The following is a 22,540-nucleotide window of genomic DNA, read 5'->3' as shown; positions in this document are numbered from 1 at the left end:
TCAGACCTCGACCCAGCGGCGCAGCAGGTTGTGATAGGTGCCGGTGAGTTGGATCAGCGCCGGGTGGTCGGGTACGTCACGGGTCAGTTGCTGGATCGCGCCGTCCATTTCGAACAACAGGGTGCGCTGGCTGTCTTCGCGTACCAGGCTCTGGGTCCAGAAGAACGAGGCATAGCGCGCGCCGCGGGTCACGGCGTTGACTTTGTGCAGGCTGGAGCCGGGGTACAGCACCATGTCGCCAGCCGGCAACTTGACGCGCTGCAGGCCGAAGGTGTCCTGGATCTCCAGTTCGCCGCCGTCGTATTCGTCCGGGTCGCTGAAGAACAGCGTGGACGACAGGTCGGTGCGCACCCGCTCATGGCTGCCCCTCGCCTGGCGCACGGCATTGTCGATGTGGAAGTCGAAACTGCCACCGGCCGTGTAGCAATTGAGCAGCGGCGGAAAGACTTTGTGCGGTAACGCCGCGGACATGAACAGCGGGTTTTTCCACAACCGTTCGAGCATCGCCGCGCCGATTTCCTTGGCCAGCGGGTGGCCTTCGGGCAATTGCAGGTTGTGCTTGGCCTTGGCGGACTGGTGCCCGGCGGTGATTTTACCGTCGGCCCACTCGGTGGTTTCCAGAGCCTGGCGAATGCGCTGCACCTCCTCACGAGAGAACAGGCCGGGAATGTGCAGCAGCATGGGACAACACCTGGAATCAGAGAGGCGCCAATGGTATTGATTCTTATCCGCCCTGTAAAACGCAGCGGACGAATGAGTTCGTAAAAACCGTAAGCAAAAAGTGTAAAGAATGTAAATTCAATGCAATTAACAATGTATCGCAATTGATAGAAAGTCTTGTTCACCCTATATTCCGCGGCCTCACATCCTTGGGGAAAGGACACGTCATGTCGCGCACCACTACAAAAATACCTGCCAGTTCACCACGCATGCTGGCTTCGGCCATCGGCGTTGCCCTCAGCGCCAGCTCTGTCGCCCACCTGGCGCAAGCGGCCGAAGACACTGAACAAAAAGGCCAGCGCAACAGCATTTCCCTGGGCGCCACCAGCATCACCGGGGAAGAGCAGGACAACACCTCGTACCAGGTCGAAAAAGCCTCGTCGCAGAAATACACCGCGCCGCTGGTCGACACGCCGCGCTCCGTCACCGTGGTGCCGCAGCAAGTGCTCAAGGACACGGCTGCCACCTCGCTGCAGGATGCATTGCGCACCGTACCGGGCATTACCTTCGGCGCCGGTGAAGGCGGCAACCCCCAGGGCGATCGCCCGTTCATCCGTGGTTTTGACGCCCAGGGCGACACCTATCTGGACGGCGTGCGCGACACCGGCGGCCAGAGCCGCGAGATCTTCGACATCGAGTCGATCGAAGTCAGCAAGGGCCCGAACTCCTCGTTCGGCGGGCGCGGCTCGGCCGGCGGCAGCCTCAACCTGGTGAGCAAGACCCCGCAAGCGCGGGACTTCACCAATGGCGGCTTCACCTACGGTTCCGATCAGACCCGCCGCTACGTACTCGACGTGAACCGTCAGTTCCTCGACGACAGCGCGGCGTTCCGTCTGAACCTGATGAGCCACGAACAGAACGTGGCCGGCCGCGACGCGATCAATTACGACCGCTGGGGCGTGGCACCGTCGCTGACCTTTGGCCTGGGCACCCCGACCCGCGTCAACCTCAGCTACTACCACATGGAAAGCAATGACCTGCCGGATTCGGGGATTCCGTACGGCTATGGCTCGTCGACCGCCACTACCCACGGGCACGACAAACCCACCGACGGTGGCGACAGCAACAACTTCTACGGCCTCAAGAACCGCGATTTCCGCAAGACCCGCGCCGATATCAGCACGTTCTCCTTCGAACATGACCTGAACGACAACATGACGCTGAAAAACACCTTGCGCCACGGCAGCACCGGCCAGGACTATGTGCTGACTCAACCGGATGACAGCCAGCGTAACGTCAGCCGTTTCGGCACGGTGTGGCGTCGCGCGAACACTCGCGTCTCCACGACCACCACCACGACCAACCAGACGGATCTGTTCGGCAACTTCCAGGCCCTGGGTTTCAAGCACAGCTATTCCACCGGCCTTGAATTCACTGGCGAAGAAACCCGCGTCAGTGGCTACACCGTCACACCGAACACCAACCCGACCTGCACCGTCGCCGCCGGCAGCCTGGGTGGCCAGTGCACCTCGCTGGGCAACCCGAACCCGGATGACGCCTGGAGCGGCAGCGTCGCGCGCAATTACAACGGCACCAACACCAAGGCCACCAGCCGCGCCGCCTATGTGTTCGACACCATCGAACTCGACCCGAAATGGCTGCTGAACGTCGGCCTGCGCTACGACACCTTCGACACCGAAGCCAATACCAACGCAGTGCCGACCTCCACCGTCAAGGCACGCAGCAAGGTCAAGGACGACAGCCAGTTCTTCAACTGGCAGGCCGGCCTGGTCTGGAAGCCGCTGGACAACGGCAGCATCTACACCTCCTACGCCACCTCGGCCTCGCCGGCCGGCGGCCTGGTGGGTGAAGGCGTGGACAACAACGCGATCCCCACCGGCATCAACACCAGCGACCTCAAACCGGAAGAGACCGTCAACTACGAGCTGGGCACCAAGTGGGATTTGTTCCACAACCGCCTGTCCCTGTCCGCGGCGGTGTTTCGTACCGAGAAGAAAAACACCCGCATCCTGGTGGATTCCAACACCTACGAAACCGCAGGCGAATCCCGCGTAGACGGCCTGGAACTGTCGGCAAGCGGCAAGATCACCGACCAATGGCAAGTGTTCGCCGGCTACAGCTACCTGAAAGCCGAACTGGTTGACCCCGGCAAGAACGGCAACCGCCAGGGCGTCGTGCAGGCCGGCTCCAACAAAGGCAACCAGATGCCCAACACGCCAGAAAACTCGTTCAGCCTGTGGACCACGTATGACGTGACACCGAAGCTGACCATCGGCGGTGGCGCCTTCTATGTCGACCAGGTTTACGGCGATGCGGCCAACACCGTGTATGTGCCGTCCTATACCCGCTACGACGCTATGGCCAGCTACAAGCTGACCAAGAACGTCGACCTGCAACTGAACGTGCAGAACCTGACCGACAAGACCTACTACGACAAGGCCTACGCCTCGCACTTTGCCAACCAGGCGGCCGGTCGTACGGCACTCTTGTCCACCAGCTTCCACTTCTAACCAGCGGCGCCAAGCAGCAAAAAGCCCCACGCATCGGATGCGTGGGGCTTTTGCGTGTAAAACAGAATGTTTCTCGACAAGCCACGGCATAATGCGCGCCGTGCCCTACATATTCAGATAGACGAGGCGGTCAGACGTGTTGAAGAAAACCCTGTTCCAGTTGCACTGGTTCTTCGGCATTACCGCCGGGCTGGTGCTGGCCTTGATGGGGATCACCGGGGCTTCGGTCTCGTTTCAGGATGAAATTCTGCGGGCGCTCAACCCGAGCGTGCTGACTGTGGAAAAACGCGACGCCGGCGTACTGCCGCCCGCCGAGCTGGTGCGCAAGCTGGAGGCCACCGAGGGCCAGACCGTGGCCATGCTGTTCGTCGAGAGCGAAAGCGGCAACGCCGCCCGTGTGTTCTTCACCCCGCCGCCCGGCGAGCGCCGTGGCCAGCTGCGCTACTTCGATCCCTACACCGGCGACTACATGGGCGATGTGGTCGGCCAGGACGTCTTCGGCTTCCTGCTGCAATTCCACCGATTCCTGGTGATGGGCGATACCGGGCGCAATATCACCGGTGCGTGCACGCTGATCCTGGTGTTCTTCTGCCTCTCCGGCCTGTACCTGCGCTGGCCGCGCCAAGTGGCGAGCTGGCGCGCCTGGCTGACGCTGGACTGGGGCAAAAAGGGCCGAGCCTTCAACTGGGACCTGCACTCGGTATTCGGCACCTGGTGCCTGCTGGCCTACCTGCTGTCAGCGCTGACCGGTTTGTATTGGTCCTACGACTGGTACAGCCAAGGCCTGACCAAACTGCTGTCCGACGCGCCGCAAAACGAGCGGGTGCGCAAGCGCGGCCCGGCACCCGAAGGCGCGGCGCCCGTGGCCAACTACGATGCGATCTGGAGCAGCATCTACAGCAACGCCGGCCCCGGCTTGAGTGCCTACAACATCCGCATGCCGGCCGTCGCCGGGCAACCGGCCACCGTCTACTACCTGCTGGAAAACTCGCCCCATGACCGCGCACTGAACCAGATCAACCTGGACCCGGCCACCGGCGAGGTCAAATCCCACGACCGGTACGCCACCAAGAGCCTCGGCGCCAAGCTGCTGACCAGCGTCTACGCGCTGCACACCGGCAGCTACTTCGGCCTGGTGGGGCGAATTGTCCTCACCATCAGTTCGGTGCTGATGCCGTTGTTCTTCATCACCGGCTGGCTGCTGTACCTGGACCGTCGGCGTAAAAAGCGCCAGGTGCGTGATGCGCGAAAAGGCCTCACGGCCAACCACAGTGACGCACCGGCGTGGCTGATCGGCTTTGCCAGCCAGAGCGGTTTTGCCGAACAGCTTGCCTGGCAAACGGCTGGCCAATTGCAGGCGGCCGGCCTGCCGGTGAAGGTGCAGCCCTTGGGCAGCGTCAGCCAGGATGACCTGCGCCAGTCGGAGAATGCACTGTTCGTGGTCAGTACCTTCGGCGACGGCGAAGCCCCCGACAGCGCCCGAAGTTTCGAGCGCAGCGTGCTCGGCCAGGACCTGTCCCTCAAGGGCCTCAACTATTCGGTGCTGGCCCTGGGTGATCGTCAGTACGAACACTTCTGCGGCTTTGCGCGGCGTCTGCACTTCTGGCTGACCAACCAGGGTGGCAACCCATTGTTCGCCCCGGTGGAAGTCGACAGCGGCGACACCACCGCCCTGCTGCACTGGCAACAACAGCTTGGCCAACTCACCGGCCAAGCTTCGGTCTCCGCCTGGCCGACCGCCCAATATGAAAACTGGACGCTCAGCCAACGCACCCTGCTCAACCGTGATAGCAGCGGCTCGGATGTGTATTTGCTGGGCCTCACCTCGCCTTCGCCCCACAGCTGGCAAGCCGGCGACCTGGTGGAAGTGCTGCCACGCAATTGCCCCTGGGCCATCGAACACTTCCTCGAAGGCCTGGGCCTGGCGGGCAGCGATGGCGTATTGATCGAGGGCTTGGCACAACCGCTCAACCAAGCCCTGTCCACCCGCCAACTGCCAGACAACCGCACTCACCTGGTGGGCCTGCACGCTCAGGCGCTGGTCAACGCGCTGGTGCCCCTGGGCATGCGCGAATACTCGATTGCATCGATTGCCAGCGATGGCGTGCTGGAATTGATCGTGCGCCAGGAGCGCCACCCTGACGGCAGCCTGGGACTGGCGAGTGGCTGGCTCACCGAGCACGCCGCCATCGGCTCAAGCATCAGCCTGCGCCTGCGCCGCAACAGTGGCTTCCACCTGCCGGATGCGCCGGTGCCGCTGATCCTGGTGGGCAACGGCACCGGCCTGGCGGGCCTGCGCAGTTTGCTCAAGGCGCGTATTGCCGATGGCCAGCAGCGCAACTGGTTGCTGTTCGGCGAACGCAATATCAAGCATGACTTCCTGTGCCAGGACGAGTTGCAAGGCTGGCTGGCCAGTGGTGACCTGGCGTTGCTGGACCTGGCGTTTTCCCGCGATCAGGAAGAGAAAATCTACGTGCAGGATCGGCTGCGTGAATCGGCCGAGGTCCTGCGCAGATGGCTGGCGGAAGGCGCGTCGATTTATGTGTGCGGGAGCCTGCAAGGCATGGCGGCCGGCGTGGATCAGGCGCTGGTGGACATACTCGGTGATGAAGCCGTGGAGCGGCTGATCGAGCAAGGCCGCTACCGCCGCGACGTCTACTGACCTCCCCCTTTACTGTAGGAGCCGGCTTGCCGGCGATGGCGCCCTTGAGATGTATGCAGGACTCAAGGGCCTCATCGCCGGCAAGCTGGCTCCCACAGGGGGCGGGGTTTAGGCGGGTTGCAGCTTTTGTTCGAACACCGAGACGCCATCCAGGTCGCGCAGGATGACCGTCAACTCCGCGGTCTGCCCATCGATCTGCACCTCGCCAAAAAACTGAAACCCGGCGAACGGTGACGTGTTCTGCGCCGGCGGCGCTTTCTCGAAGACCACCTCGGGGCCGAAGGTTTTATCCAGCGGGTTGGGCCCGAAACTCCCCGCATTCAACGGCCCGGCGACAAATTCCCAGAACGGTTCGAAATCCTGGAACGCCGCGCGATCCGGGTGGTAGTGGTGCGCTGCGCAGTAATGCACATCGGCCGTCAGCCACACATGGTTACGCACCTGTTGCGCCCTTAAAAAGCCCAGCAACTCGGCAATTTCCAGCTCGCGACCTTGCGGCGCCCCCGGGTCGTTGTTGGCGATGGCTTCCCAACGCGCCACGCCGGGGCTGACCTCACCGTCGGGCACGCCGAGGCCGATGGGCATGTCGGCGGCGATCACCTTCCACTGCGCCTGGGATGCCTTGAGTTCACGCTTGAGCCAGTCCAATTGTTCGCGGCCGAGGAAGGGCTTTTCACCGCCCAGATTGGCATCGTTGGGCCCGCGATAGCTGCGCATATCCAACACGAACACATCCAGCAGCGGACCATAACTGAGCTTGCGATAGATCCGCCCGCCGCCATCGGCGCTTTGCCGGCGCATGGGCGAATACTCCAGCCAGGCCTGGCGCGCACGGCCCACCAAGGTGTTGATGTCCTTGGTCTGGTAACGCTCATCCAGTTGCTTGCTCGGCGACCAGTTGTTCACCACTTCATGGTCGTCCCACTGCCAGATCTGCGGCACCTCGGCGTTGAAGCGGCGTACGTTTTCGTCCATCAGGTTGTAGCGGTAATTGCCGCGATACTCATCGAGGGTTTCGGCGACTTTGCTCTTGGCCTCAGTGGTGAGATTGCGCCAGATGCGCCCGTCTTCGACGGTGAGCTGCGCGGGCACAGGGCCGTCGGCGTAGATGGTGTCGCCGCTGTGGATAAAGAAGTCCGGCAGGCGCAGGCGCATGGCTTCGTAGATGCGCATGCCGCCAATGTCCGGATTGATGCCGAAGCCTTGGCCAACCGTGTCGCCGCTCCACACAAAACGGATATCGCGGCGCTGTTGCGGCACGCTGCGCAGATGGCCGAACCACGGCTCGCTGGCGATGCCGGTCTGGGCATCCTCGAAGTGCACGCGGTAGAAGATCGCCTGGTCGACGGGCAGCCCGGTGAGTTCGACGCGGGCGGTGAAGTCGGTGCGATTGTCGGCCAGGGGCGAGATGAATTTGCGCGGGTTGCTGAAAACGCTGCGGGTGTCCCACTCGACCACCATGCGCGCCGGCCGGTCGCTGCGGCTCCAGATCATGGCGCGATCGCCGAGCAGGTCGCCGGACTGCACGCCGTCGGTGAGTTGCGGCCGGTCCTTGACCGACGCGATCACCGCCGGGGCCAGGCCCGGCAACAACAGGCCGGCGCCGACGGCTTGCATCACGCGGCGGCGGCCGAGGTCGAAGTGACTCATGCAGGTGCCCTCTTGAGTATCAAAAGGGAAACTTAACCACGTCGGGATGAAAGCCAGATGACACCCTCTTGCCGGCGATGGCGACCTTGCAATTCATGCAGGATTCAAGGGCCTCATCGCCGGCAAGCCGGCTCCTACGGGGTCAGGCAGGGGCGACGGCCAGCTCTACCGCTTCCGGGCGCTTGATCAACGCGTACACCAACCCCGTCAGCAGGCTACCGGCAACGATTGCCAGCAAATACAGCAACGCGTGGTTCATCGCATTCGGAATCACCAGCACGAACAGGCCGCCGTGGGGCGCGGCCAGTTTGCAGCCGAAGTACATCGACAGTGCACCGGTCAAGGCGCCGCCGGCAATGCTGGCCGGGATCACGCGCAACGGGTCCTTGGCGGCAAATGGAATCGCGCCCTCGGAGATAAAGCACATGCCGAGGATCATCGCGGCCTTGCCGGCCTCGCGCTCGGTCTGGGCGAATTTGCGGCGTGCCAGCAACGTGGCGATGCCCATGCCAATCGGCGGCACCATACCCGCCGCCATGGTCGCCGCCATCGGCGCGCCGCTGGACGCCGCCAGCAAGCCGACGGAAAACGCATACGCCGCCTTGTTGATCGGCCCGCCCAGGTCGACACACATCATGCCGCCCAACAGGATGCCCAGCAGCACCGCATTAGTGGTGCCCATGGTACTCAGGAAGTCGGTAAGCGCGGTGAGCAGGCGCGCCACCGGCGGGCCGACCAGGTAGATCATCGCCAGGCCGGTGAACAGGCTCGCCAGCAACGGGATGATCAGGATCGGCTTGAGCGCCTCCAGGCTCTGCGGCAACTTCACCGCACGGGTGATCAGCTTGACGCAGTAGCCGGCGAGAAAACCGGCGAAGATCCCGCCGATAAATCCCGCCCCCAATGTACCGGCTAACAATCCACCAATCATGCCGGGCGCAATGCCAGGACGGTCGGCAATCGAGTAGGCGATGTAGCCCGCCAGCAACGGCACCATCAGCATGAAGGCGCGATCACCCACGGTTTTCAACGCTGCCGCCAGGGTGCCTTCCTGCTCGAATGCGTGAATGCCGAACACAAACGACAAGGCGATCAGCAACCCGCCCGCCACCACCATCGGCAACATGAACGACACCCCGGTGAGTAGGTGTTTGTAGACGCCGGTTTTTTCCTTCTTGGCCACCGTACCGCTGGCCGCGCTTTCCACCGCACCTTCAGCGAGAGCCTTGTTGAGGATGGCTTCGGACTGCTTGAGGGCAATGCCGGTGCCGCAACGGTAGATCTTCTTGCCGGCGAAGCGCTCGGTGGCGACTTCAATATCGGCGGCCAGCAACACCACGTCGGCCTCGGCGATGGCCTGCGGGCTCAAGGGTGTACGGGCACCGACCGAGCCTTGGGTCTCGACCTGCAAGTCGTAGCCCAGGCGCTTGGCGGTCTGCTGCAAGGCCTCGGCCGCCATAAAGGTATGGGCGACGCCAGTCGGGCAGGCGGTGATCGCGACAATACGCGGCGCTTGCTTGGCTGGCGCTTGGGCAGCGACATACACCTGCGCCTCCTCAGCCCCCCGGCGCAGTACCGCTTCGACATCTGCCAGCGCCTGGGCCGGTGTGCTCTGGAACACACGCTTGCCGACAAAGCGCTGCATGTCCACCGGGGCGCTGCTGACCAGCAACACCCATTCGGCGTCATCGATGATCGCCTGGGACAATTGGCGCTCCGGGCGCTGCACATCCACCACTTCAGCGCTGGTGCTCCAGCCCTGGCGCTGCGCGGCGGCGTCCAACAAGCGGGCGCACAGCACACTGGTGACCATGCCGTTCGGGCAGGCGGTAACAATGGCTAACTTCATCACAAACCCTCTTATTGTTCTGTCAGCGTGCGCACAAGAACGCCGCTTTCGAGGCGCGCCAACTGCGCGTCATCGCTGATGCCAAAACCGATTTGCGTCACCGCCAGCGCGGCAATCGCCGTGGCGCGGCGCAAGGTTTGCTCCGGCGTATCACCCGTGAGCAGACCGTGGAGCATCCCGGCCAGCAGCGAATCGCCGGCGCCGACGGTACTGGCCACCGTGACCCTGGGCGGCGTGGCATGCAGCGCTGCATTTGGGCTGTACCAGCTCACGCCATTGGCACCATCAGAAACCACCACATGTTCCACGCCTTGCTGATGCAACTGGCGGATTGCATCCGAGGTCTCACCCAGGGCTTCAGCCAGCTCTTCGGTATTGGGTTTGACCAGCCATGGGCCGGCCAGCAAACCGGCGCGCAGCGCTTCACCGCTGGTGTCCAGGGCGACTTTCAAACCCAAGCGTTTCAACTGTTCCAACAGCCCTTGAAACCACTGCGGGCTGACGCCGCGCGGCAAGCTGCCGGCCACCACCACCGCATCGAAGCCAGGAGCCATCTGCGCCAGTTTTTCCAGCAAGGCGTTCTGCGCCTGCTCGGTCACCTGCGGTCCCGGTGCATTGATGTCAGTGACCCGGCCATCCTGCTCGGCAATCTTGATATTGCTGCGGGTTTCGCCGGGCACACGGACAAACGCATCAATGAAACCGCGTTGTGCAATCAGCGCTTCAAAGGCCTGCGGGTTGCCTTCACCGAGGAAGCCGCCCACGGTCAGCTCATGGCCCAGGTCGGCCAACACCTGCGCCACGTTCACACCTTTGCCGGCGGCATGGGTCAGCAGGGTTTCGCTGCGGTTCACTTCGCCGGGTTCCAGGCGCGCCAGGCGTACCGTCAGATCCAACGCCGGGTTCAGCGTCAGGGTCAGAATCCTTGCCATCTACACGGCCTCCACTAGGGCACGCACTTCGGCAGGCGAGCCCAGCGCCAGTGCTTTTTGCGCCAGGCCCTGGGCCTCGCTCAGACTGAATTCGCGCACGCGCGCCTTCACTTCAGGAATGCTGCGGGCCGACACACTCAACTCATCCACCCCCAGCCCGATCAGCACCGGCACCGCCAACGGGTCCGCCGCCAACTCGCCGCACACGCCGACCCATTTGCCATGGGCATGGGCGGCGCGCACGGTGATGTCGATCAGTTGCAACACCGCCGGGTGCAGGCCATCGGCCTGGGCGGACAGCGTCGGGTGACCACGATCGATGGCCAGGGTGTACTGCGTCAGGTCATTGGTGCCGACGCTGAAGAAGTCCACCTCCTTGGCCAGCACCGGCGCGAGCAGTGCCGCCGACGGCACTTCGATCATGATGCCCAGTTGCAGGTCCGCCACCGGAATTTCCAGGCGCAGGCGCTCGGTCATGTCGCGGGCTGCGCGCCATTCATCGACGCTGCCGACCATGGGGAACATGATGCGCAGCGGTCGGTTATCCGCAGAACGCAGCAGCGCACGCAATTGCGCTTCCATGATCTGCGGGCGTTGCAGGGTGAGACGAATGCCGCGCACGCCCAGGAAGGGGTTTTCTTCCTGGGCAATCGGCCAATACGGCAGCGGTTTGTCGCCGCCCACATCGAGGGTGCGCACCACCAGCGGCCGGCCCGCGAGACCGTCGAGGACACGACGGTATTCGGCTTCCTGGGTGGCTTCGTCGGGCGCCTGTGGGTGGGCCATGAAAATCAGTTCGGTGCGTAGCAAGCCAATGCCTTCGGCGCCCTGCTCCACCGCGCTGGCCACACCGGCGCTCTCGCCGATGTTGGCGAACACTTCCACGGCGTGGCCGTCGCGGGTCTGCGCGGGTTCATGGCGTTGCGCCGAGGCGGCTTGCAGGCGTTGTTCGCGGGTGTCGCGCTCAACCGTGGCGCGCTGCAGGGTGGCGGTGTCGGCGTCCACGTGCAGACGTCCGCGCTGGCCATCGAGCAGCAACGGCGTACCGGGAGCCAGCAGCAACACCGCTGGACCTGCGCCGACCAACGCCGGAATACCGAGGGCACGGGCGACGATCGCACTGTGCGCCGTTGCGCCGCCACGCGCAGTAAGGATGCCGGCGACGCGCGCCGGATCAAGCCGTGCAACATCGGACGGGCCGACTTCGTCCATCACCAGGATGTAGGGTTCGTTCGGCGCCTGGGCGGTTTCAACGCCACACAGTTGCGCCAGCACACGACGGCCGATATCACGCAGGTCGGCGGCACGCTCGGCGAGCAGGGCGTCTTGCAGCGATTCCTGTTGCCTGGCAGCGACTTCGATCACACTCATCCACGCGGCTTCAGCGCTTTCGCCTTGCTTGAGACGGGTGTCGACTTCGTCGGTGAGTTCCGGGTCGTCGAGCATTTCCTGGTGGGTGATGAAAATCTCGCGGATCGCCTTGGATTGGCTGCGCTCGATCAGGCCCTGGATATCACCGCGCACTTCGGCCAGGGCGCCGTGCAGGCGCTGGCGCTCGATGGAAGAGGATTCGCCGCGCAGCGGGTAATCGAATACCTGTTGAACCTGGATATGCGCAGGGCCGATGGCAATGCCCGGTGCGGCGGCGATGGCCTGGATCTGGCTTCCGGCCAAAGGCGCGCTGACCACCGGTTCGATATCGAGGGCTTCGGGCTGGGTGCTCAGGGTCGGCAGTGGCTCGACGTCTTCGCCCAAGCCTTCTTCCACCGCTGCCAGCAACGCGGGCAGTGCATCACCGGCAATGGCCGGCTCGGCGACAAATTCCAGTACCTGGCCGCGCCGCGCGCCGAGACTCAGCAGTTTGCTCAGGCTTTTCACCGACACGGCGCCCACCGGGCCATCGACGAGGCGCACGCGGATATCGCCGTCAAAACTTTTCGCCAACTGCGCGAGGATCTTCGCCGGCCGCGCATGCAAGCCGTGGGCATTGGCCAGGGCGATGCGTGCGCTGGGCCAGTCCGCCGGCAATTCGCCGCCGAGCGCTTCAAGGACGGCGCGGCTGCTGGTGGCGCGCCCCAGCTCTTGGCCGCGACCTTCGATCAGCAAGGCGCACAAGCGCTCAAGCAAGACCTGGTGGGCTTCACCGAGACTGGCCAGGCAGAACAGGCCATTGAGAGGCTGCCCGAGGTAGCGCATGGGTTTGTCCGGGGTGACAAACGCCAGGCCCGGGCGCTTGACGGTCTGCTCGCTGTGCAACCACCACAGGCCGTCGCCGAGCGGTAGCGCATCCACCTGCTGCAACACAGCGGCGAACCCATTGCTCACACAGTCGGCCTGACGCAACAGGCGTGCGCCACGCCAAACCAGCTCCTCGAAGTCGTCGGCGGACACGCCCAGGCTGATCATCTGCGCATCCAGCGCCAGTTCCTGCGGCGCGCCTTGCAACAGTTTCAGCAAGGCTTCGGCAGTTCCGGCACGGCGCAGCGCCTGGCCCAGGTCGGTTTCGCCAAGGGCACGGGTGAGCAGTTGCAACAGGCGCAGGTGTTCGTCGGATTTGGCGGCAATGCCGATGGCCAGGTATACGATCTGGCCGTCGCCCCAGTCCACCCCTTCGGGGAACTGCAGCAGGCGCACACCGGTGGAGAACACCTGGTCGCGGGTTTCGGGGGTGCCGTGGGGGATGGCAATACCTTGGCCGAGAAAGGTCGAGCCTTGGGCTTCACGGGCTTGCAAACCGCTGAGATAACCCTCGGCGACCAGGCCGTCGGCCACCAGTTTGCCAGCGAGCAGGTGCAAGGCAGCAGATTTATCCACAGCCACCTGGCCCATGGAAATCTGCTCTACAGTGAGCTCAAGCATGCCGTTCTCCTAGTTAGTGCAGTGGCGCACTAGGTATTGTTTTAAACAAACAGTGTAAGGGGTGTTCATGATTTATTGACTGAGCAGTCAATTGGCAGTAGCGACTCAGTCGCGAACGTCGTAAAAATACGCTGGCTGAAACGTTTAATCTAGAGTTTATGGAAGACTACGCGTTAATTGCGCATCCTTGAAGAACCACTCGGCACTTGAGCTGGGACATTGGTCGGGTGCTGGAATCGGTTACGATTGGACAAAATGTCGGGGCAAGCTCCAGAAAACAAGGAAATCCCGGTTTGAAACTCAGTGATATCGCACGTCTCGCCGGTGTGTCCGTGACCACCGCCAGCTACGTCATCAATGGCAAGGCCGAACAGCAACGCATCAGCAACGCCACCGTCGAACGGGTGCGCGCTGTCGTCGAAGCCCACGGCTTTACCCCAAACCCACAGGCCGCCGGGCTGCGCAGTCGGCACACGCGCACCTTGGGCTTTATCCTGCCCGACCTGGAAAACCCCAGTTACGCACGCATCGCCAAGCTCCTGGAGCAAGGCGCACGGGCGCGTGGCTATCAACTGCTGATCGCCAGCTCCGACGACGACGCCAACAGTGAGCGCCAATTGCTGCAACTGTTCCGCGCCCGACGTTGTGATGCCCTGTTTGTCGCCAGTTGCCTGCCGGCCAGCGATGACAGTTACCGCGAGCTGCAAGCCAAGGGGCTGCCGGTGATTGCCATTGACCGGGTGATGGGCCCGGACCAGTTCTGTTCGGTGGTCAGCGACGACCGCCAGGCGTGCCAGCAATTGACCAGCAGCCTGCTGCAACCGCTGCCCAAACAGATCGTACTGATCGGCGCACACCCCGAGCTGAGTATCAGCCAGGAACGTGCCGCGGGTTTCCGTGAAGCCCTCGAAGGTTTCACCGGCGAGGTGATCATCGAGCATGCTGAAGCCTTCAGCCGCGACTGCGGCCGACAGCTGATGGAGCAACTTCTGAATCAACTGGGGCATTTGCCCGACGCGCTGGTGACCACGTCCTACGTACTGCTGCAAGGCGTGTTCGACGCGCTGCATGACTTCCCGCTCAAGTCACGCCCGCTGCGCCTGGGCACCTTTGGTGATACCCAATTGCTGGACTTCCTGCCGCTGCCGGTCAACGCCATGGCCCAGCAACATCAGTTGATCGCCGATACCGCCCTGCGCCTGGCACTGGCAGCTATCGAAGAGGAACAGTACCAACCTGGCGTGCATGCCATCGGCCGGACCTTCAAGCAGCGTATTCACGAGGCTTGAGCGTGGAGCTGATCGACACCCACACTCATCTGGACTTCCCGGATTTCGACAGCGATCGCCGGGACGTCCTCGACCGCAGCCGAACATTGGGCGTGCGACGCATGGTGGTGTTGGGGGTGTATCAGCAGAATTGGCAGCGCCTGTGGGACCTGGTGCAGGCGGATGAAGATCTGTTCGCGGCCTTTGGCCTGCACCCGGTGTATCTCGAGGAGCATCGCCCCGCTGATCTTACGGAACTGGGCGATTGGTTGACCCGCCTGCACGGCCACCGGCAACTCTGCGCGGTGGGCGAGATCGGTCTGGATTATTTCCTGGAACAGCTGGACCGCGAACGCCAGCAAAGCCTGTTTGAAGCACAGCTCAAGCTGGCGGTGGACTTCCAGTTACCTGCGTTGCTGCATGTACGTCGCAGCCACGCCGCCGTGATTGCCACCCTAAAGCGCATCCGCCTGCCCCGCGGCGGCGTTATCCATGCGTTTGCCGGGAGCCACGAAGAAGCCCGTGAGTACATCAAGCTCGGCTTCAAGCTGGGTCTGGGCGGTGCCGCCACCTGGCCTCAGGCCCTGCGGATGCACAAGGTGTTGGCGCAACTGCCGCTGGAAGCGGTGGTGCTGGAGACCGACGCCCCCGATATGGCACCCGCCATGCACCCCGGCCAACGCAACAGCCCCGAGCACCTGCCGGCGATCTGCACCGCCCTGGCCGAGCGCATGGGCATCCGCCCGCTATTGTTGGCTGAGGCGAGCACACGCAATGCGTGCGAGCTGTTCAATTGGTAGCGCCGGCGTGACCCGTTGCAGATCCAAGGTTATTTGCTGGCAATACGGGCAATCGAACGGTTCCTCAATGGCGATGGCATTCAGTTGCCAAGGCTTGAGATTGAACGTGATGTCGCAATGAGCGCAGTGCCCCTTGATGCCGATTACAACGGTCATCACTGTGCCCCCCTAAGCGTGAAATCGAGTGAAACAATTTTCACCCATTCAGGGACCCAGAAAAGAGCCGCAGTGAAATCAGGACGGACACCACGCCAGCAAACGACAAATCCTACACACAGGTCTCACACGCGAAACGCACCAATCAATTGCTTGAGCTCGACCACCTGTATCGACAACTGCCGACTCGCCGCTTCGGTCTGATGCGCGCCTTCGGCGGCATGCTCGCCGGCACGATTGATTGCAACGATATTCTGGTCGATATCGTGGGCGACAGCGGTCTGCTGCTCAACGGCGGCGGCGATCTGCTGGTTCTGATCAACGATCATTCCTACGGCACCGAGGATATTTTCCAGGGCCTGCTGGACTTTTTCCGACTGGCCCACGGTGCCATTCGCCATTTCATGGCTGCTGCCCATGGCTTTTACGGCCGCCGCCACGCCGCCGTGCAAGCGGCTGATCATCTGTTCGATTTCTTCTGTGGAGTGCTGGGTGCGTCGAGCCAGGGTGCGCACTTCGTCGGCCACCACCGCAAAACCACGGCCCTGCTCACCGGCCCGAGCGGCTTCGATGGCGGCATTGAGGGCCAGCAGGTTGGTTTGCTCAGCAATGCTTTTGATCACTTCCAACACGCTGCTGATGGACTGGCTGTCGGTGGCCAACTGGTTGATCACCCGCACCGACTGATCGATCTCCGAAGCCAGCCGCGCGATGCTGCCCTGTTGGGACTGCACAAGGCCACGGCCACTGACGGTCTCATCATTGACGCTGTGGGCACTGCTGACCGCTGCCGCCGCACTGCGCGCCACTTCCTGGGCAGTCGACGACATCTGGTTCATCGCCGTCGCCACCTGCTCGATCTGGGTACGCTGGCCCGACACGGCCAGGTTGCTCCGGGCCGACACCGTTTCCACCTGGCCAGCCTGGAGTTCAACCTGGCTGACGGTATGCCCGACGCGCTCGATCAAATCATGGATCTTCGCCACGGTGCCGTTGAACACCTGGCCGAGGTCACCCAACTCGTCGCGGCTGTGTGCCACAAAGGTGACCGTCATGTCGCCAGCGGCCACCTTGTCCATCATCGCGCCCAGGCGCCGCAACGTGGTGCGCGTAGACGCGTAGAACCCTGCGTACAGGTAGAAGATCAGCAAGAACACCGCCGACAGGGCCGAGACCAGCACCACCATGTGCGTGCGGTTCTGCGCCAGGCGTTGTTCCAACTGCTGGCCGAGGAACGTCAGCGTGGCGGCATCGAGCTGGTAGGTCTGGGCCATCAACTGGCTGACGCTGTCGTAGAAACCCTGCCAGGGCGCGTCGAGGGTTTCGGCCATCACCACCTGCTCTTCAAACAACTCGCTGCCTTGCTTGAGGCTGGCATTGCTGGCCTTGGCCAGGCTGTCGAGCGCGGTGTGGGCCGCGTTGCTGGAGCCCAGGGCATCCTGCAACTTCAGGCCATATTCGGCCTGGAGTTTTTCCAATTGCTGCAACAACTCGTCAAAGCGCGTGCTGGATGCCGAATTGAGAAAACCCTGGCCCAGGGAATACGCGCCCATGGCCCGCCCTTCGCCAAGGGTCTGGGTGATTTGCGGTGTCACGCTGGTGATCAGTTCGCTGAGCTGGCGCAGGTCGCTCTGGGGGTCGCGGCTCAAGCCGGATTGGCTGGCAATGATCTGGCTGAGCATCTGCGCCTTGTTGAGCAGCTTGCCGATCAGTGCACTTTTGCTCTGCAACGAGGTTTCCTGTTGCTGGGCCTTGAAGGCTGCAATCAACTCATCGCGCTTGCCGTCAAAGGCGGCAATTTGCTCGGGCTCGGTGGCCATCGCGCTGAGGCCCTGCAGGCGGTTCAGCACACTTTGTTCCAAGGCGCTGATCTTGCTCTCGAGGTCGCCGGCCTTGCCGGACTGGCCAAGGGTCGCGTTGATCTGCACCTGGTTGTTGAGGGTTTCCAGGTCGCGGCGCAGGGCCAGGCTGCTGCCGAGCAAGTCGAGGCTTTGCAGTTCCACACGTGTGCCCTGGAATTCACGCCACGAGTCATGCACCAGGTAATAGTTGGTCGCCAGCATGGGCAGCAGGAATAACACGCTGATCAAGCTGAACTTCATGCCGAAGCTCAGGCGGTTCATCAGGGCGACGGCGGGATAGAGCAAGCTCTTCACAGGTGAACTCCCTTTCTTTTATTTTTATTGAGGCGCAGGGCGGCAGTTAGCCAGCATCTGTATAGCTCAATTTGAAAGGAAGTTTTGTAACTTAAGGTTAACGACAGAAAGGACGCGGCAAAAACAAATATGGGAGCGGGCTTGCTCGCGAATGCAGTGTGTCAGACAAAGACTCATCGACTGATATACCGCATTCGCGAGCAAGCCCGCTCCCACATTTTTTGACCTTGTTCGCAGTCAGGGCAACACGGTCCAGATCGCAAACCCGGCATACCAGAGCACCGCCGCGCGCAGCAGCAGTTCCCAAATGCGGTCCAGGCTGTTGATGCCATCGGGGCCTACTGCCGGTGGCGGGATTTCGGCGGCGACCAGGCCGACTTTTTCCACCAGTTGGGCGGCGCTGATGTCCCAGCTCAGCAGTTCGTGGAGCATTACTCGGCCAACCGCGACGAAGTTGCCCACCAGGGCAAAACTGGCTGCCAGCAGGCGAACCGGCAACCAGTCAAAGGCATGGCGCAGTTGCCCGGCACGTTCGGCCACCAGAGGGTTCTTGCTGTGTTCACTGGCCAGTGCGAGCAAGCGATAGGCCAGCGCGGCAACCGGGCCCAGCAGGAAGTACCAGAAAATCACCGCGAAAAAGCTCTGATAGGCCTGCCACAACAAATGGCCCTGTACGCCTTCGAGCAATTGCTCGCCGCTGTCGGCGCTCAGGTTCAGGTCGCGCTCGGCCACATGCTCGGCGGCCTGCAGGTCGCCACGTCGCCAGGCATCGCGAAACGGACCAAGCCCGGCGAGCAGATCACCGCGGCCCAGGCTGTAGATCACCACCAGCAGGTGCACCGGCAGCGCCAGCAGTCCGTAGGCCACCGGTTCCAGCACCAGCAGCAACAATGCCAGCAAGGCCACCGGCAACAACACCAGCAACGCCAGAATCAGCCAGGGCTGCTTGCCCATGCGCGGGCTTGATTCCAGCTTGGCCAGTTCACGCAACCAACCGCCATCACGCTGCAACCGCTGGCGCAGGGCCGAGAATTTCTCGATCCATACCGCCAGCACCAACACCAGGAAACTCATCGTGCGTGTCCTCCATCCTGCAGGGCGCTGCGAAAGCGCGTCCAATCAAAAGCGGGGCCGGGGTCGGTCTTGCGTCCCGGAGCAATATCGCTGTGTCCACAAATGCGCTGGGACGTGATGCCAGGGTAGGCCGCCAGCAACTGGCGGGTCAGGTCGATCAACGACGCGTATTGGGCATCGGTGAACGGTTGATCATCCGTGCCCTCCAGCTCCACCCCCAGGGAAAAGTCATTGCAGGTTTCCCGCCCCTCGAACGTCGAGACCCCGGCATGCCAGGCCCGGTCGAGACAAGACACAAACTGCGTCACCGCGCCATCACGCTCAATCAGAAAATGCGCAGACACCCGTAGGTCGGCAATCCCTTCAAAGTAGGGATGTTCCGTGACATCCAGGCGGTTCTGGAAAAACTCCTGCACTTTGCCAGTGGCGAACTGCGCCGGTGGCAGGCTGATGTTGTGCACCACCAACAGTGAGATTTCGCCGGCGGGGCGCTCGTTGAAGTTGGGCGACGGGCAATGACGGATGCCCTGGCACCAACCGCTGGTGGGGTCCAACTGCATACAGGTTCCTTGAACGAGACAAAGTGTGACCAGTATGCCGCGTTCGACCCTCTGGTTGCGATCACTTGCCGCGATTGAGTTGACGCAGCTTGACCACCACAGCGGCCAACGCACGCTCGAACAGCGGCCCGTCATCCAGGGTGTGCAGTGCGCCACGCTTGAACGCCACGGCCAATTGGCCGGCGCTTTTCTCCAGCACCTTGAGCCCCGTGCGACGGGTGAACACATAGGTGTTGGCCGGCGCCATGATTGCGGTCAACCTGCAGCGCAGCGTACTGGTGTCGTCTTCCTCGAACACCACCCAGCCACCCACCTTGAGCTGGTGAGCCTTGAGCAAGTCGGGGTCATTGTCCGGCAGGTCGCTGACCGGGTCGGGCAGCGCGCTCAGCACAAACGGCTCGCGCACTTCGATCAGCTCATCGACGCCCTCGGGCGCCTGGACATGCAGGGCCTGCAGGCGCACAAAGAATTCACGCGTACTGAAGGGGTCGAACGCGGCGCTGGTCAGGCCATCGCGCAAAGCCTTGAGCAGGCCCGGCAGTTGCTCCAGCAAATGACGCCCGGCTTCGGTGTCCTGCTGCAGGCTGACGCTCCAGATCAGTTCGTCCATGGTGCGCAGCCCCGCTTGCCACTGCACCGACTGCTCGCCGTGCTTGAGGCTGGCCAGCAACAGCACCTGACTCCAGGCCTGCTGCAGGAACTGCACGACCGGACGCGGCAGGACCTTGCCCAACAACCGCCGATTGAGCACTTCAGCCACGCGCTGGCGGGCGGCTTCGGTGCGCACGTGCCCGGCTTCGGCATCGCGGGTGTGCTGTTCCAGCAAGTCGCTGCGCCGACGCTCATCAGCGGTAAACGCGCCGAACTCTGCGAGCAATTGGGAAAAAATCGCCGGGTCTTCGACATATTCATTGAGCAAGCGCTGCACGACTTGCTCGATACGCAGGTAGACAGGGTCACGCTGATAATCATCGCGCGGGCTGCAGCCCATGGCGGCGGCCGCGATTTCATTGAGCAGGCGCCGCGCCGGGTGGCTGGGGCGACTGAAAAGACTCTTGTCCAGTACCGCCACTTTAAGCATCGGGATCTGCAGGCGCCCGATCAAAGCCTTGAAGGCATCGGGTACGGTGCGATCGTTGAGGATGAATTCGAACAGCAGCGCGATCAGGTTGATCACGTCTTCGTCCGCCTCCTCCACCACCCGCGATTTGCCGCTCTTGACGCTGACACGGGTGAGCAACTGTTCAAGCTGGCTACGCAGGTCGAAATCATCTTCGACCTCCGGCTCCGGCACGTACTGCTGCAAGTGGGAGAGCAGGCGCAACAGGTCACGGGTGGCAATAGGCAGCGGTTCGGCGCTGGCTTCCAGTGTCGGCGCCACGCTACCGCGTACCGCCGTGAGCAACGGCTGGAGGGCGGCGAAGGCTTCCTGGCCATTCTCGTCGACGGGCAGGTCGGCGGCCGGCAAGGCGTCTTCACGGCGATGTTCTCGGTCCGCACGCCCCTCGAGGCGGCGGGACGGTACGGCCTTGAGCCCAGGTAACACGCCCGTCGCGATCAGCAACTGGTTGGCTTCGCCGTACAACTGGTCGGCGTCACTGAGCACGTACTTTTCAAAGAGCTTGAGCATGATCAGTTTGACGCGGATCTCCACACCCAGGCTGCGCCCCGCCCGCAGGAAACAGTCACACAGCAGTGCCGGGCCCAGGGGGTTCTCACGATCATCCAGGCGGTTGCCCAGCAACGCGCTCAACCGCGCGGTGAGTTGCCCCAGCGCCAGGCCATCGCGATGCCGCACCCGACCCAGCATGCCTTCAAGTGCCACGGTTTTCTCCAGGTTGTCCTTGGACGAACCCGGCGCCGCGTCATAGGAAAGCACCGGCACCAGTTGCAGCTCGCCCCGCCCCGCCTGGCCCAGGCTGGCGAAGGCTTCGAACAGGCGCTCCATGAACACGCGCTCGAAATTCTTGCGCTTGAGGCGCAGGTCGCGCATGGCTTCAAAGAAAATATGGTGATCCAGGGTGTTGCGCGCCTTGTCGGCCATCTCGAACAAGGTGTCGTCGGCGTTATCGAACAGGTCCTGCAGCCCTTGCTGCAACTGTTGCGCCGCCTTGTCGCGGACCTGCAGCAACACCACCGGCAGTCGGGCGAGCGGCGATGGCGTAGCGTGTGCCTTGTTGATTGGCACCACCTTTCCGTCATTGTGCATCCTGGCCTCCTGAAACGGCGGTATTGGGGGTGGGAAAGATCGGTACGGGCCCCGTCGGGAACCAGGGATAACCGGTTATCACCAGGACGTCAAAGCTATGACGCCAATTGCAAGGCGCGAGATTATCTTGCAAATGAGGGGGGTTGCGCCAGCAAACTCTGCCATTGCGCGGTAAATGAGTAGCGAGTCTGGGTTCGAACGCACACTGCCCCTATAATCGGGACACTTTGTATGTGGAGCCTGTTATGCCGAACCTCCGTCTTGCCGACCTCACCGCCGAAATCGAAGCCAACGTGCGCCGCGCACTGCTGGAAGACATCGGCAGCGGCGACATCACCGCGCAGTTGATCCCGGCCGAACGGCTGGCCACGGCCACCATCATTACCCGCGACGCCGCGATGATCGCCGGCACGGCCTGGGTCGATGCGGTGTTTCGCCAGTTGGACCCACGGGTCGCCGTGCATTGGCAGGTGGCCGACGGCGAACGCGTCAGCCCCAACCAGGTGCTGTTCCACCTCGAAGGCCCGGCACGTTCGCTGCTCAGTGGCGAACGCTGCGCACTGAATTTCCTGCAACTGCTCTCCGGCGTCGCCACACGCGCCCAATTCCTGGCGGACGTTGTCGCCAGCACCCAGGTCAAGCTGCTGGACACCCGCAAAACCCTGCCGGGCCTGCGCCTGGCGCAGAAGTACGCGGTCACCTGCGGCGGCTGCCACAACCACCGTATCGGTTTATATGACGCGTTCCTGATCAAGGAAAACCATATCGCCGCCTGCGGTGGCATTGCCCAGGCGATCACGGCCGCCCACAAGATCGCACCCGGCAAGCCGGTGGAAATCGAAGTGGAAAGCCTGGACGAACTGCGCGAAGCGCTGGCGGCGGGCGCCGACATCATCATGCTCGACGAGTTGAGCCTGGACGATATGCGTGAAGCCGTGCGCCTGAACGGCGGCAAGGCCAAGCTGGAGGCCAGCGGCGGGATCAATGAAAGCACCCTGCTGCCCATTGCTGAGACCGGGGTGGACTACATCTCGATCGGCGCAATGACCAAGGATGTCAAGGCGGTGGATCTGTCGATGCGCCTGAGCATCTAAACCGTTGCAAGCAGTAGTGAGCGGGCTTGCCCCGCGCTGGGTGGCGTAGCCGCCCAAAAATCTACCGCCGCGTTCTAATT

At 62.8% G+C, this 22,540-nt stretch carries 15 protein-coding genes; 5 read left to right on the top strand and 10 right to left on the bottom strand.

All coding sequences use genetic code 11. From position 1 onward, the window contains the following. A complete protein-coding gene (locus BM70_RS0112000; protein ID WP_025856255.1) occupies positions 1 to 681 on the bottom strand; it encodes a Fe2+-dependent dioxygenase in 681 nt (226 codons plus the stop codon). A gap of 206 nt (positions 682 to 887) precedes the next feature. Here BM70_RS0112000 and BM70_RS0111995 point away from each other — a divergent pair, with 206 nt between their 5' ends. Further along, a complete protein-coding gene (locus BM70_RS0111995; RefSeq protein ID WP_025856254.1) occupies positions 888 to 3,191 on the top strand; it encodes a TonB-dependent siderophore receptor in 2,304 nt (767 codons plus the stop codon). A gap of 136 nt (positions 3,192 to 3,327) precedes the next feature. After that, positions 3,328 to 5,853, top strand: coding sequence for a sulfite reductase flavoprotein subunit alpha (locus BM70_RS0111990; protein ID WP_025856253.1), 2,526 nt, complete (start codon positions 3,328 to 3,330; stop codon positions 5,851 to 5,853). 108 nt (positions 5,854 to 5,961) lie between these two features. On the opposite strand, the gene BM70_RS0111985 is transcribed toward BM70_RS0111990, so the two are convergent. The 4 genes from BM70_RS0111985 to ptsP form a co-directional block, all read right to left on the bottom strand. Next, a complete protein-coding gene (locus tag BM70_RS0111985) occupies positions 5,962 to 7,503 on the bottom strand; it encodes an alkaline phosphatase (protein ID WP_025856252.1) in 1,542 nt (513 codons plus the stop codon). A gap of 142 nt (positions 7,504 to 7,645) precedes the next feature. After that, a complete protein-coding gene (locus BM70_RS0111980) occupies positions 7,646 to 9,352 on the bottom strand; it encodes a PTS fructose-like transporter subunit IIB (RefSeq protein WP_025856251.1) in 1,707 nt (568 codons plus the stop codon). 11 nt (positions 9,353 to 9,363) lie between these two features. Continuing rightward, positions 9,364 to 10,284 carry a 1-phosphofructokinase gene (pfkB, locus tag BM70_RS0111975; RefSeq protein ID WP_025856250.1) on the bottom strand — a complete coding sequence of 307 codons (921 nt, stop codon included), beginning with the start codon at positions 10,282 to 10,284 and terminating at the stop codon, positions 9,364 to 9,366. Then, positions 10,285 to 13,143, bottom strand: a complete 2,859-nt coding sequence (gene ptsP / locus BM70_RS0111970) for a phosphoenolpyruvate--protein phosphotransferase (protein WP_025856249.1) — start codon at positions 13,141 to 13,143, stop codon at positions 10,285 to 10,287. A 293-nt stretch (positions 13,144 to 13,436) separates the two neighbouring features. Between ptsP and cra the strand changes: the two genes are divergently transcribed. Both cra and BM70_RS0111960 read left to right on the top strand, forming a co-directional pair. Next, on the top strand, positions 13,437 to 14,432 hold the full coding sequence (cra, locus tag BM70_RS0111965) for a catabolite repressor/activator (protein ID WP_025856248.1): 996 nt from the start codon (positions 13,437 to 13,439) through the stop codon (positions 14,430 to 14,432). Between the two features lie 2 nt (positions 14,433 to 14,434). Further along, positions 14,435 to 15,211 (top strand): TatD family hydrolase, encoded by a 777-nt coding sequence (locus BM70_RS0111960; RefSeq protein WP_025856247.1) that lies wholly within the window; start codon positions 14,435 to 14,437, stop codon positions 15,209 to 15,211. Here the strand turns inward: BM70_RS0111960 and BM70_RS33605 are convergent. The 5 genes from BM70_RS33605 to BM70_RS0111940 form a co-directional block, all read right to left on the bottom strand. Next, complete coding sequence (locus tag BM70_RS33605; protein WP_081782059.1) at positions 15,158 to 15,367, bottom strand: hypothetical protein; 210 nt, start codon at positions 15,365 to 15,367, stop codon at positions 15,158 to 15,160. The genes BM70_RS0111960 and BM70_RS33605 overlap by 54 nt on opposite strands. A gap of 125 nt (positions 15,368 to 15,492) precedes the next feature. Next, complete coding sequence (locus BM70_RS33930; RefSeq protein WP_371262142.1) at positions 15,493 to 16,197, bottom strand: methyl-accepting chemotaxis protein; 705 nt, start codon at positions 16,195 to 16,197, stop codon at positions 15,493 to 15,495. 1,563 nt (positions 16,198 to 17,760) lie between these two features. Further along, positions 17,761 to 18,597: a regulatory signaling modulator protein AmpE gene (gene ampE, locus BM70_RS0111950; RefSeq protein ID WP_025856245.1), complete on the bottom strand. Its 837-nt coding sequence runs from the start codon at positions 18,595 to 18,597 to the stop codon at positions 17,761 to 17,763. Beyond that, a complete protein-coding gene (ampD, locus tag BM70_RS0111945; protein WP_025856244.1) occupies positions 18,594 to 19,157 on the bottom strand; it encodes a 1,6-anhydro-N-acetylmuramyl-L-alanine amidase AmpD in 564 nt (187 codons plus the stop codon). Before ampD ends, ampE begins: the two co-directional genes overlap by 4 nt. Before the next feature lie 61 nt (positions 19,158 to 19,218). Further along, complete coding sequence (locus BM70_RS0111940) at positions 19,219 to 21,366, bottom strand: DUF1631 domain-containing protein (protein WP_025856243.1); 2,148 nt, start codon at positions 21,364 to 21,366, stop codon at positions 19,219 to 19,221. Positions 21,367 to 21,611: 245 nt separating this feature from the next. On the opposite strand from BM70_RS0111940, the gene nadC reads away from it, so the two are divergent. Continuing rightward, positions 21,612 to 22,460, top strand: coding sequence for a carboxylating nicotinate-nucleotide diphosphorylase (nadC, locus tag BM70_RS0111935; RefSeq protein WP_025856242.1), 849 nt, complete (start codon positions 21,612 to 21,614; stop codon positions 22,458 to 22,460). Positions 22,461 to 22,540: the final 80 nt, after the last annotated feature.

Source organism: Pseudomonas sp. CHM02, from assembly GCF_000612585.1.
In the GTDB taxonomy this organism is placed as follows: domain Bacteria; phylum Pseudomonadota; class Gammaproteobacteria; order Pseudomonadales; family Pseudomonadaceae; genus Aquipseudomonas.
This window is presented reverse-complemented; position numbering and strand designations above follow the sequence as displayed.